This is a genomic window from Endozoicomonas sp. ONNA1 (assembly GCF_024606325.1).
Classification (GTDB): domain Bacteria; phylum Pseudomonadota; class Gammaproteobacteria; order Pseudomonadales; family Endozoicomonadaceae; genus Endozoicomonas_A.
In genome coordinates this window covers 1-12,598 of the sequence record NZ_JAHHPN010000371.1, presented here as the reverse complement: position 1 = coordinate 12,598, position 12,598 = coordinate 1, and the positions used below count along the sequence as shown (strand labels likewise).

Annotated in this window: 8 protein-coding genes; 1 reads left to right on the top strand and 7 read right to left on the bottom strand. The window is 48.4% G+C overall.

The features are described from left to right. Nucleotides 1-3: 3 nt before the first annotated feature. From glpK to cysM, 7 genes are all read right to left on the bottom strand, one after another. Nucleotides 4-1,509 (bottom strand): glycerol kinase GlpK, encoded by a 1,506-nt coding sequence (gene glpK / locus KDK19_RS08565; protein WP_257274677.1) that lies wholly within the window; start codon nucleotides 1,507-1,509, stop codon nucleotides 4-6. Between the two features lie 168 nt (nucleotides 1,510-1,677). Then, on the bottom strand, nucleotides 1,678-2,280 hold the full coding sequence (locus KDK19_RS08560; RefSeq protein WP_257279746.1) for a hypothetical protein: 603 nt from the start codon (nucleotides 2,278-2,280) through the stop codon (nucleotides 1,678-1,680). A 245-nt stretch (nucleotides 2,281-2,525) separates the two neighbouring features. Continuing rightward, the gene (locus KDK19_RS08555; RefSeq protein WP_257254546.1) at nucleotides 2,526-3,341 is read right to left on the bottom strand and encodes an MIP/aquaporin family protein; all 816 of its coding nucleotides are present in this window, start codon (nucleotides 3,339-3,341) and stop codon (nucleotides 2,526-2,528) included. Between the two features lie 305 nt (nucleotides 3,342-3,646). Beyond that, a complete protein-coding gene (gene mazG, locus KDK19_RS08550; RefSeq protein ID WP_257274673.1) occupies nucleotides 3,647-4,468 on the bottom strand; it encodes a nucleoside triphosphate pyrophosphohydrolase in 822 nt (273 codons plus the stop codon). After that, nucleotides 4,465-6,717 carry a GTP diphosphokinase gene (relA, locus tag KDK19_RS08545; RefSeq protein WP_257274671.1) on the bottom strand — a complete coding sequence of 751 codons (2,253 nt, stop codon included), beginning with the start codon at nucleotides 6,715-6,717 and terminating at the stop codon, nucleotides 4,465-4,467. The genes mazG and relA overlap by 4 nt, the downstream gene beginning before the upstream one ends. Before the next feature lie 56 nt (nucleotides 6,718-6,773). After that, nucleotides 6,774-8,114 (bottom strand): 23S rRNA (uracil(1939)-C(5))-methyltransferase RlmD, encoded by a 1,341-nt coding sequence (gene rlmD / locus KDK19_RS08540; protein ID WP_257274670.1) that lies wholly within the window; start codon nucleotides 8,112-8,114, stop codon nucleotides 6,774-6,776. A 256-nt stretch (nucleotides 8,115-8,370) separates the two neighbouring features. Next, entirely contained in the window at nucleotides 8,371-9,261 is an 891-nt protein-coding gene (gene cysM / locus KDK19_RS08535) for a cysteine synthase CysM (protein ID WP_257274668.1), read from the bottom strand. Between the two features lie 92 nt (nucleotides 9,262-9,353). Here cysM and KDK19_RS08530 point away from each other — a divergent pair, with 92 nt between their 5' ends. Beyond that, the gene (locus tag KDK19_RS08530; RefSeq protein ID WP_257291738.1) at nucleotides 9,354-12,098 is read left to right on the top strand and encodes a response regulator; all 2,745 of its coding nucleotides are present in this window, start codon (nucleotides 9,354-9,356) and stop codon (nucleotides 12,096-12,098) included. The last annotated feature ends 500 nt before the right edge of the window (nucleotides 12,099-12,598 follow it).

Below are 12,598 nucleotides of genomic sequence, written 5' to 3'. Positions count from 1 at the left end.
TCACTACTGGTTTTCCCAGGACTGACTGCGAACGATCGCTTTCTTCCAGCCATCGTAGAGTTTCACACGATCTTCATCGGTCATTGCCGGAGCGTAGACTCGATCTACGGAAACCTTATCTTTTAGCTCATCGGTGCTGTTCCAGAAACCAACAGCCAGCCCCGCCAGATAGGCCGAACCTGCGGCCGTGGACTCAACAACCGTCGGACGAACCACTTCAGTGCCAAGAATGTCAGACTGGAACTGCATCAAAAAGTTATTGGCGACCGCACCACCATCGACACGCAGCTGTTTCATCTCGATACCTGAATCCTGCTCCATAGCATCGATCAGATCACGGGACTGATAAGCAATGGCTTCCAATGTTGCACGAACAATGTGATTACGGTTAGCGCCACGAGTCAAACCAAAGATTGCTCCTCGTGCGTAGGGGTCCCAGTAGGGAGCGCCCAGCCCGACAAAAGCAGGTACAACATAAACACCGTTAGTGTCTTTAACTTTACTGGCGAAGTATTCTGTGTCAGCCGCGTCACGAATCAGTCCCAGTTCATCGCGAAGCCACTGAACGGAAGCACCGCCCATAAATACGGAGCCTTCCAGAGCGTATTGCACTTTGCCATCAATGCCGAAAGCAATGGTCGTCAGCAGACCGTTTTCAGATTTAACCGGCTCACTCCCTGTATTCATGAGCAGGAAGCAGCCTGTGCCATAGGTATTCTTGGCCATACCTTTTTCGTGACACATTTGTCCAAACAGAGCAGCCTGCTGATCACCTGCAATACCGGCTACAGGAATGCGGGTACCCCCTTTGCCACCGATGTTCGTCTGGCCATACACTTCAGAACTGGATTTTACTTCCGGTAACATGGAGGCAGGAATGCCCATGGCCTTCAGCAGTTTTTCGTCCCACTCCAGCCTGTTGATATCGTAAAGCATGGTACGAGAAGCGTTCGAGTAATCGGTGACATGGACACGCCCGTCAGTTAGTTTCCAGGTCAGCCAGGTATCGATGGTACCGAACAGCAGGTCGCCGTTTTCAGCTTTTTCACGAGCACCTTCTACATTGTCCAGAATCCACTTAATTTTCGTTGCCGAAAAATAAGCATCCAAAACCAGACCGGTAGTTTCCCTGATATAGCTTTCCAGACCTTCTTTCTTCAGTTGCTCGCAGATTTCGGTTGTACGCCGGCACTGCCATACAATCGCGTTATAGACCGGACGGCCAGTATTTTTATCCCAAACGACAGTGGTTTCACGCTGATTGGTGATGCCCAGGGCAGCGATTTCGTCAGAACGGATACCTGTCTTGGCCAGAACTTCAGTGAGCACGGAGCTTTGAGTCGCCCAGATTTCCATGGGATCGTGCTCGACCCAACCCGCGTGTGGGTAGTACTGAGTAAATTCACGCTGTGAAGTACCCTCAATGCCACCATCGTGATTAAAGATAATGGCTCGAGAGCTTGTAGTACCCTGATCTAATGAAACAACGTATTTCTTCTCAATGGTCATAATCAATCTTCTTTATCATTCAGCTCTGAGCTGATATCTGGAGTGCGCCTTATTCAGCCTGTTACCCAAAACAGTGAGAAAGACTGCACTTTCCGTATAACGCCGCCTTCAGCCACATGGCGAAGGCACACCGGCTGGCGGGCTTTGTTATGTTTTCGTTGTTTGAAACTAACTTTCTAAAACAGCTTTAACCTGCTCCACAATTTCCTGAAGCCTATCAAGCAGTCCAAATCTTGAGCAAGTGGAAACAAATATAGATTCCTTGGATATGTCAACAAAACTGGATAGTATGCGCTTTACTCTCCTGTTAACATCACTGTCTGGCAAGCTATCTAGCATTGCATGGTGTCGTGCATCTGCAAAAAATCGATATTTTCCTTCAGAATCAAAAAAAGCACCAGGAGTGACAGCAGGCACATAGCGAGCTTGAAGTTCATCCAGTCCTGCTTGCGAGAACTCAGAACTATAACCTAATAACCTGAAAGGACGAGGTAAAACTCTTTTTTTGTAAACCTCAAAAGAGCCCCTGTCGGAAAAAGGCTGCTCTCTGGTGAGCAATGATGCATACAAACTTCTAAGATGCGCAATATCAAGATTAAATTCATGATTTTCTGATATATCTGAATTCAAATCACCTGCTTTTAACTTTTCTGTCAGTATTTGATCGACTAAATCCATAACAGCGTTTACCGTAGTGGTTAATGACGCATTTGCAAATGATGCCATAAACAAAGAAAAAAAAGCCACGCACCACCACTTCTTTCCCACCATGTCTTAAACTCCGAACGATTTTTCCTGATATTTAAGGATTTGATCGATTAAATCCAAAACAGAATTTATCGTAGTTATTAATGAGGCATTTGCAAATGTCGTCATAAATAAAGAAAAAAACCACACACAATAGTTTTCTTCCGACCATTTCTTAAACTCGAAACGATATTTTTTCATGTTTAAGGTAGCCTGAATTTTGAAGAAAACATCACAGAGCGTTACGTCAATGAACGAGGTTTACTGTATTATGTCGTCTTTATCTCTACCTGACCCAATGTTGTTTCGGGCTCTAATTGTTTACCTAACAGATTGATGTAAATCCATGCGCCAGCCATTGCGCCGCAGATGGGAGCCAATATTGGTACCCAGAAATAAGGATTGGATCGGGCACCGGTCAGGGCTACTTCACCCCATCCAGCCATATAGGTAAACAGCTTGGGACCAAAATCGCGGGCCGGGTTCATGGCAAAGCCAGTCAGAGGGCCAAAAGCAGAACCAATGGTTGCAATCAGCAAACCGATCAACAGCGCGGACAGCGCCCCATTGGAATCACCGTTGTTGTTGTCACCGATAGCCAGAATAACGCCCATCAGCACAGCAGTAATCACAAACTCCACAGCAAAAGCCTGCATATTACTGAGGGAACCGTGCGCGTATGTGGAAAAGATACCTGCAGTAGCCAGACTCTCTTCAGAACCACGAACAACACCCTGGGCCAGCTCATAATCGGCAAAAAGATTGCTATAAAGAAAATAAACCAATGCGGCGGAACAGAAAGCACCTAAAATCTGGGCGACGATGTAAGGCAAAACCTTATGCTTTTCGAAACCTTTAAACACAGTCAATGCCAAAGTCACTGCCGGGTTTAGATGAGCACCGGAAACACCACCGGTTACGTAAATGGCCATAGAGACGCCCAGACCCCAGACGATAGAAATTTCAAGCTGACCAAAATCAGCACCCGCCAGAACCAGTGCAGCCACACAACCGACGCCGAAGAAAATCAGAAGGCCAACGCCAATAAACTCAGACAGGCATTCGCCAAACAGAGATTTACGCATAAAAATGAGCTCCGCCACGTGGGTATGTATCCAAGAAAAAAGAGCGAGGCCTTAATGAAACTCATTACTGTTTAGCAGCCTCGACAGCGGGCGAATTATTTCAAATAACAACAAAGCTCATCAACGCAAAACCATTGATTTAAATCAATCAATGTTCACATATGTTCGTTTTTTTTCTAATAAGATCTATAAGCCTGCATTTTTGCAAAGAGTCAAGGTTCTCGCCTTGCTATTTTTTCGATTTTCGCGCGTTTCATGCCGTTATGGCGCAAAAATGCCAACGTTTTTCCAACCAGTGAGCTCCACTAAAGGACTTTCCCCAGCTGCCAGTAGGCTTCCATTTCATCCAGTGTTAACTCTTGAAACTCACGGCCTTCTTCAGCAGCCCTGAACTCCATGCTTCGAAACCGATTCTCAAACTTGTCGCAGGCTTTGCGCACTGACATATCCGCATCCACTGACAAATGACGTGCCAGATTGACACAAGCAAACATCAGATCACCTATCTCTTCTGCGATCCGGTCATTGCCCTGCCGTTCTCGCACAACTTCACGTATTTCTTCTATTTCTTCCTGAATCTTGTCAAACACGGGTTCGGCATCTGACCAGTCAAAACCGACTTTTGCGGCCGCTTTTTGCAGTTTGAATGCTCTTGTTAGCGATGGCAAAGCAGCCGGTAATTTTGACGGCATAGCAGACTCTGAAGTCTTCTCGCCCTTTGTCAGTCTCTCTTTCTGCTTGATCGTCTGCCAGTTTTCAATGACTTGATCCGTAGTAGTGTCATCGTCCGGTGACTTTCTGGACGCCAGAGTTCCATCAGGGAAAACATGGGGATGACGTCGCACCATTTTCTCCACCAGACCGGCAACGACCTGATTAAAATCAAAGAGCCCGGCCTCGTCTGCCATTCTTGCAAGAAATACCACTTGAAACAGCAGATCACCCAGCTCTTCACGAAGATTTTCAAAATCTTCACTGGCAATAGCATCAAGAACTTCAAAGGTCTCTTCAAGCGTATAGGGGGCTACCGTCGTAAAATCCTGCTCAAGATCCCAGGGACAACCGGTTTCAGGATCCCGAAGCCGACTGATGAGATACAGCAAGTCCTCAAGGCTACTCTGAGTCATTTCACTTCCTCGCGCTCGCGATGGCGGGCTACTTCAATCACATTGGGCAGTTGATTCACTTTGGCCAGCACTTTACTGAGTTGCTGCAAACTCTGAACTTCAACCGTCAACAACATATTGGCAGTGTTGTCTTCTTTGCTGGTTCGAGTCTGTACAGAAAGCACATTGACCCGTTCATTAGCCAGAACAATGGTAATATCACGCAGCAGCCCGGAACGATCATAGGCAGTGATGATAATTTCCACCGGGTACATGTATTCCGGAGAATAACCCCAGTTCACCTCTATCAGCCTTTCCGGTTCCTGCTCCTGCAGATTCAAGGCATTGTTGCAGTCCTGTCGGTGAATCGTTACTCCGCGGCCAACCGTGATGTAGCCAATGATGGGATCACCCGGCACCGGTTGACAGCAGCCCGCCATCTGGGTCAACAGATTGCCCACCCCGTCAATGGTAATAGTACTGTCAGAGACTTTTTCCTGAGGTGCCCGGGTACGGATCTCAAACCCTTTTTCTTTTTCTGGTTCCAGTTCTCTTTGTGCAAGGGCTACGGCCTGAGTGACACGATAATCGCCAGCCCCAATGGCAGCGAACATATCATCCATTTCCTTGAAAGGTGTCTGAGGCAAGATATCGTTGAAATCAACCTCTGTCAGAGCCAGGCGCTTGAGCTCGGCATTGAGCTGATGACTGCCATCAATAATATTGGAGTCGCGATCCTGCTTTTTCAGCCAGTTGGTAATTTTTGCCCTTGCCCGGTTAGTGTTGACATAACCAAGATCCGGGTTGAGCCAGTCACGACTCGGTTGAACACTGGGCGCGGTCAGAATTTCTACCTGATCACCGGTTTTAAGATTGTGATTCAGAGGCACAATGCGGCCTCCCACTTTAGCGCCACGGCATTTCAAACCCACTTCAGAGTGAATTCTGAAGGCAAAATCGATGGGCGTTGCTCCCATAGCCAGATCCACGACATGACCTGCTTTTGTGAACACATAAATACGATCCGGTTCTACATCAGAACGCCACTCTTCAGCGATGCCACCGAGATCACCCAGTTCTTCATGCCACTCCATGACATTCCGCAGCCAGCTGAGCTTTTCTTCATAACTGTCACTCTTGGCATTAACGTCCGTGCCCTTGTACTTCCAGTGAGCACAAACGCCCAGCTCGGCTTCTTCATGCATGGCTTCGGTTCGAATCTGAACTTCAAGGGTTTTGCCTTCTGGCCCAAATACGGCTGTGTGCAGGGAGCGATAACCATTTTCCTTGGGCGTTGCGATGTAATCATCAAACTCCTGGGGGATGTGGTTAAAGAGAGAGTGCACAACACCGAGAGCCGCATAACAATCCCTGACTTCTTTGGTAATCACCCGAAAAGCACGGATATCATATAGATCGCGGAAATCCAGCCCCTTGCGTTTCATTTTCCGCCAGATGCTGTAAATGTGCTTGGCGCGGCCATAGACATTGGCTTCAATCCGGGCTTCACCCAACGCTTGCTTAAGTTGATCGACAACATGATCAATATATTGCTGGCGATCGGTTCTCTTCTCATCCAACAGTCGGGCAATACGCTTGTAATCCTGCGGATTCAGATAGCGGAAGGAAAGGTCTTCCAGCTCCCACTTGATATAACCGATACCTAAACGGTGAGCCAATGGTGCATAGATTTCAAAAACTTCCCGGGCCACCCGACGGCGCTTGTCTTTATCGGCATCTCTCAAAGCCCTGATGGCACAGGTGCGCTCTGCCAGCTTGAGCAGTGCAACGCGCACATCATCAATAATGGATACCAGCATCTTGCGGACTTTTTCCAGCTGGTCCTGACTCTGATCCAGCACCTGAGTTCTGGCCGGGTTAAGTAGCTCACTGATCGCCGCCATACCCTGAACATCTTTAATCAGACGAACTACAGTCTTGCCGAAGTCCTCTTCTACCTGTTTCATGGACAGTCTGTGCTCACGGACAGCTCGATAGAGCGCAGCAGCCACCAGCGTTTCGGTATCCAGTCTCAGCTCTGCAAGGATTTCAACCATCTCAAGACCGGTTCGAAAGCAGCCCAGGCCTGCAGGCCAGACAGTGTCCGCCTGCTCACGAGCCTCACTTTCGGCCCAACGACTGAGTTCACAGGCAGCTTTGAGGCGATCCGTACCGGTCACACCAAAGCTGTCCTGCATACGCACCAGCCAGGCATCCAAATCAATGGAGCCATCAAAGCGAACAGGATGATCTTCTCTAACCTTTACCATGCAAGTTTTCCATTTATTACTTTTGGGGCACTGCCTGAATGAAGGGCACTCCTGAATCAAAACTTTTTAAAAAGTGCCATGGACTCGACATGCCCGGTTTGCGGGAACATGTCCATCACGCCTAACCTGACCAGCTTGAATCCCTGTTTTGCAAGGACTCCCGCATCTCTGGCCAGGGTTGCAGGGTTGCAGGAGATATAAAGCAACCGCTCAGGTAAGTAACCTTTCATCTGTTCAATAATTTCAATGGCACCGGTTCTGGGAGGGTCCAGTAACATTGCATCATAACGTTGATACATCCAGTCTTCCCCCGACTTATTTCCCCTGACCAGCGCTGCGAGGTCTGCCTGATAAAAACGACTGTTTTTCAGACCATTCAGATCGGCATTGAATGCAGCTCTCTCAACAGCCCCGGCATTGCCTTCGACACCAATGACAGAAGCCGCCTTTCTGGCGATTGCCAGAGAAAAGTTGCCAAGACCGCAAAACAAATCCAGCACCCGATCTTGCGGCGTTAATTCCAACCAATCCAGAGCCTGTGTCACCATTTGACAATTAATGGGCCAGTTGACCTGAGTGAAGTCTGTCGGCCTGAACTGAAACTTAAGGTCCAGCTCTGGTATCCGGTAATACAGCCAGGGATCACCCACCGGAGAGAAGAGGCAGCGAATTTGCTTATCATCCCCCATCAGGTAAAGATACAGCTGCTGCTCCCGGGCAAATGCTTCCAGCCTGTTCAAATCAGCAGGCGGTAAAGCCCTGATGTGTCTCAGCATAATGGCACGACCAGAATCAGCCAGAAACAGCTCAGCATGACTGATCGCTTCTCGTTGATTCAACTCTTGTAGCCATTCTCGCAGCAGTTTGGGCAGAGGTTGCAACGGTCCAGCCAGAACCGGACACTCCCGAATATCAACAATCTGATTACTCTGTTTCTCTCTGAATCCCAGTGATAAACGGCCTTTCTTCCACAAAACCGACAATCGGGCACGATAACGATAGCCATAAGGTTGGGAAATTAAGGGGTCAGCAACTTCCAGGGGGGTCAGCGATGAAAACCGTTGCAACTGATCCAATACAATATTTTGTTTGCCCTGAAGCTGTCCCTCACGGGACCAGTATTGCAGGCTACAGCCACCACAGGCTTTAAAATGTCGACAGGGAGGAGAGACGCGTTCGTCTGAAGCAGACTCTATATCAGCAACCCGACCACTGCTGAAACGACGTCGATCTTCTGTCAACAGGACTGCAACCTGCTCGCCGGGAAGCCCCCCTTCGACAAAGAGGGTTTTACCTTTTAAACGGGCAAGACCACGACCATCATGGGAAAGGCCGTGTATAAGAACTTCTCCAACGACCCGGCGTCTGGCGCCCGGAGAAGCCTTTTGAGATCGCATGAAACTGTATCCTTCAGATTCAGAAATACGCACGCTACCAGCCATCAAAAGCCTATTGCCCCTGACAACAAGAAACAGTGCTGGAGTTAATAACACTGCATTTTCATGGCATAACTGCGCAAAAAATGATTAACGCTGAGAATTGTACCTACAGCCGTATAAAATTTCAGTGCTGTTAAGCAATGACTGTGTAAATCTTTTTTGAATTCAGGCCCCGGCAGCCTGTCGGACGACACAAGCAGCAAACTGATTGTTGTCACGGGTTAAAGACATTGGTAGAAAGATAACGATCTCCCCGGTCACAAATAATGCAGACAATGGTGGCATTTTCCACTTCTTCAGCCAGCCTTAGTGCTCCGGCGACAGCACCACCGGAAGATACACCGCAGAAAATACCTTCTTTTTTGGCCAGGGTTTTCATGGTTTCTTCAGCTTCGGTCTGACGGATATCCATCACCCTGTCTACACGACTGTCATCGAATATTTCCGGCAAGTATTCTGGTCTCCAGCGACGAATGCCCGGAATACTGGCTCCGTCAGCGGGTTGCAGACCCACAATCTGGATGCCCGGGTTCTGTTCTTTCAGGAATCGGGAAGTGCCCATGATGGTACCGGTAGTCCCCATGGAACTCACAAAGTGGGTAATTTCACCGCCGGTCTGCTGCCAGATTTCAGGACCGGTGCCCTGGTAATGCGCCAGTGGATTATCCGGATTAGCAAACTGGTTAAGCACCTTTCCCAAACCTTCCTTTTCCATCTCCAGTGCCAGATCTCTGGCTCCTTCCATACCCTCTTCCTTGCTCACCAGTTTGAGCTCTGCACCATAAGCAGCCATAGCTGCCTTGCGCTCTGCGCTCATGTTGTCAGGCATGATTAAAATCATTCGATAGCCCTTGATGGCAGCAGCCATAGCCAAGGCTATGCCGGTGTTACCACTGGTTGCTTCGATCAGATTCTCTCCGGGCTTGATGACGCCTCTGGCTTCAGCCTCAGATATCATGGATAGTGCCGGACGATCTTTGACCGATCCGGCAGGATTATTCCCTTCCATCTTCAACAGAATCGTGTTTCCTCGCCCGGCACACAATCTCTGCAGCCGAATCAGGGGAGTGTTGCCCACCAGGGACTCGATTGTGGGATAATCCATACTCTCTCAACCAAAACTTCCAAAATTGACACATAACTTTTATGATGCCCCCAGCATAAATGATAATAATCCAGTCTGTACAATTATTACTTATGAAAACATCTTTCCAGACTGTTCAGCGCAGAATTCTGGTTCTGACACTGCTGCCAGGCACTCTCATATCGGCTCTGATGTGCAGCCTTTACCTTTGGGCACATTTAACCGGGCTAGACCAACAGTTGACCAAAAAGGCCAGGGATATGACCCGCAGGCTGGCGACGCTTGTTGTTTATTCAATAGAAAGCGGCGAGATGCAGAGCACCCGTGACCTTGCCATACAAACGCTCGATGATACCGACGTCAGGGCAGTCAGTCTGCTGGATCGAAATGGCAGGGAATTACTCCATGCAGGCCCCAATCTACTCTCTATAGGCATGCCCCAGCCATTACCTGAGGCTCTCTCTCTGTTCACCACAGGTGACACACTAAGAGTTATTACCCCTGTGGTTCAACTCCGTGGTGATTCAACTGAAACCATCGGTTGGCTCCAGCTTGAATACACTTATTCGGAAACACTTATAAAGAAACACAGAGCCACACTTCTGGCCATTATTCTGCTGGCTCTCGCCATTGGCGTTGTCTTGTCTCTCTGTATGAAACTGTCCCGCTCCCTGATCATTCCCATGCAATCCATCACCGATGCAATGGATGAAATCGACGTACAAGATCGGGATAGCCGACTGAAAGCCTCTCCAGGGAGTATCTATGTCACATTAGAGCTGGCGGTCAACAGACTGCTGGAACGGCTGACTCACTCCCGGGAGGCGTTGGAAAGAAGCGCTGACATATCCACCAATGAGTTACACGAAACTCTGGAAACCATAGAAATCCAGAACGTTGAGTTGGATCTGGCCCGAAAAGAAGCACTTGAAGCCTCCAGGAGTAAAAGTGAATTTCTGGCCAATATGAGCCATGAAATCCGGACACCCCTGAACGGAATCTCCGGCTATGCCGCCCTGTTGCTTGAAACGGAACTTAAATCACAGCAAAGGGAGTACCTGTCGACTATTGAGAAGTCTGCCCAGAGTCTTATGACCATGCTGAATGACATTCTCGACTTCTCCAGAATTGAGGCAGGCAAGCTCGAACTGGACAATCAGCAACTCAGTATACGGGAAGTGATTGATGATGTTCTGGCTATTATGGCCCCTGCAGCGCACCATAAATCGCTGGAACTGGCCAGCTTCATTTACGAGGACACTCCTGAAGATATCATTGGTGACAAACTGCGGCTCTCCCAGATTCTAACCAATCTCGTGAGCAACGCGATCAAGTTCACCAGTTACGGCAGCGTCGCCATTCGAGTCATGCTGGAGCAAGTGGATGACTCTGACGTCCATACACTAAAGTTTACTGTCACGGATACAGGCTCAGGCCTGACTTCCGAACAGCACTCACGTATTTTCAACGCTTTCTCACAGGCCGACTCCAGCAGAACCCGACAAGCCGGAGGGACTGGCCTGGGACTCGCTATCAGCAAAAGTCTTGTGGAACAGATGCAAGGGGAAATCGGACTCGATTCTGATCTTGGCAGAGGCTCTACTTTCTGGTTTACCATTCGAGCCCATCCAATAAAAGAGGAAAACGTATTGTTTAAGCCAGAACCCATAACTGGCTGCCATCATGTATTACTTTATGAGCCACAGGAACTCTCAAGACTTTCCATTGGGCATCAGGCACAAAGCCTGGGATTAAAAGTCACTTCGTTTCAGTCTCTGGACGAGCTGCAAACTTACGTTGAAAACCATCATAACTATGACTTGCTTCTTCTGAGCCAGGGTGATGATCGTCTGCAACGCACCGTGAGGATCGCCGAGAGCTATCTCACACAGAGCCCTGTTTTGATTCTAGCCATGGCCGGTAACACTAATCACCCTGAAACTCTGCCCACCGGGATTCACTGCCTCCTTAAACCCGTGGCCAGAAACAAACTCTTGCTGGCGATTCAGGGGATGACCTCGAATACACTCTCCGGAACCGACGTCATGCAACCCGCCAAAGCAGTATTTGAAAAAAAACTGGATATCCTGATCGTGGATGATAACCAGGTAAACCTTAAGTTACTGGAAACCATTCTGTTAAAAATGAATCAGTCTGTAACCACCGCTCACAATGGTTTTGAAGCCATTGAATACTGCCATCAGAAAATCTTCGACCTGATACTGATGGATGTTCAGATGCCTGACATTGACGGATTAGAAACGACGCGTCGAATCAGAAATATCAACAATATCTATAAACGTATTCCTGTTATTGCTGTGACTGCCCACGCACTGCCCGAGGAACGCAAACAGATTCTGCAAAGCGGTATGGATGACTATATGACCAAGCCAGTCAATACCCGGCAACTGGTCACCACCATCAGTCACTGGACGGGTAACTCGGTGCAGGCACCCGATGAACCGACTGAAGAAAATCTATCCAGACAGGTAAAACCCAACTTATCACCGATAGACGTCGAGAAGAGCATAAAGCTTGCTGCCGGCAACCAGGAACTGGCCAGAGAAATGTTGGCCATGCTACTTGGTGGTCTGCCAGAGGATTTGCAGACGATCGAAGAAAGCTTCCGAAATAATCTGCACGAGCCGCTACTGGATCGGGTTCACAGACTTCATGGTGCTTGCCGATACTGTGCAGCTCCAAGACTTCTGGAAGCCTGTCTGGAGCTGGAAACCGACCTCAAGCACAGCGCTCACCTTAATGCGCCCAACATCATTCACGGTGTGGAGGAAGTGACCAGGGCCATTAAAGAGCTTTTGGACTGGCAGCGATCAAAGGAAGCAGAAGCCATTGCCTGAACAAATTCCGGGATTAGATGTCCCGCTGCGCTGCTGAGGATTAAAATCAGGCGTGTTCGCTCTGAAACTCCTGCCGTATCAATTGCAGTTACGAGCAGACCGACTCTGCTCTCGTGACAGAATTATATCTTTCGTGGTTCCATCCGAAACCCATTGAAAATTGAGGGGTAGGTCTAATGCCCACCTTAAGGTTCAATGCTAATCAGGATTATCCCTTTTAAGGCCTGAGCCCCCTCTGGCTCTTTTGTTTGTCTTCTATCAGTCTATTTGTTGAAACTTTTTTCAAAAGCACTGGTCAAATATGTGATTAATTATGGAGATCACAGTAATGGAAGGGATTCAAACAACACTATCTGGCTTTACTTTGTCAGAATCTGACTGTGCACCAGACTGCTTCGAAGCATCCGCATTCGCTCGTTCTGTTATTTCTGTCGATCAAGACTCTCCTCCTTGCGTAGAAGATAATTCAGACATAACTGATCTTTGTTATCCTCAACTAC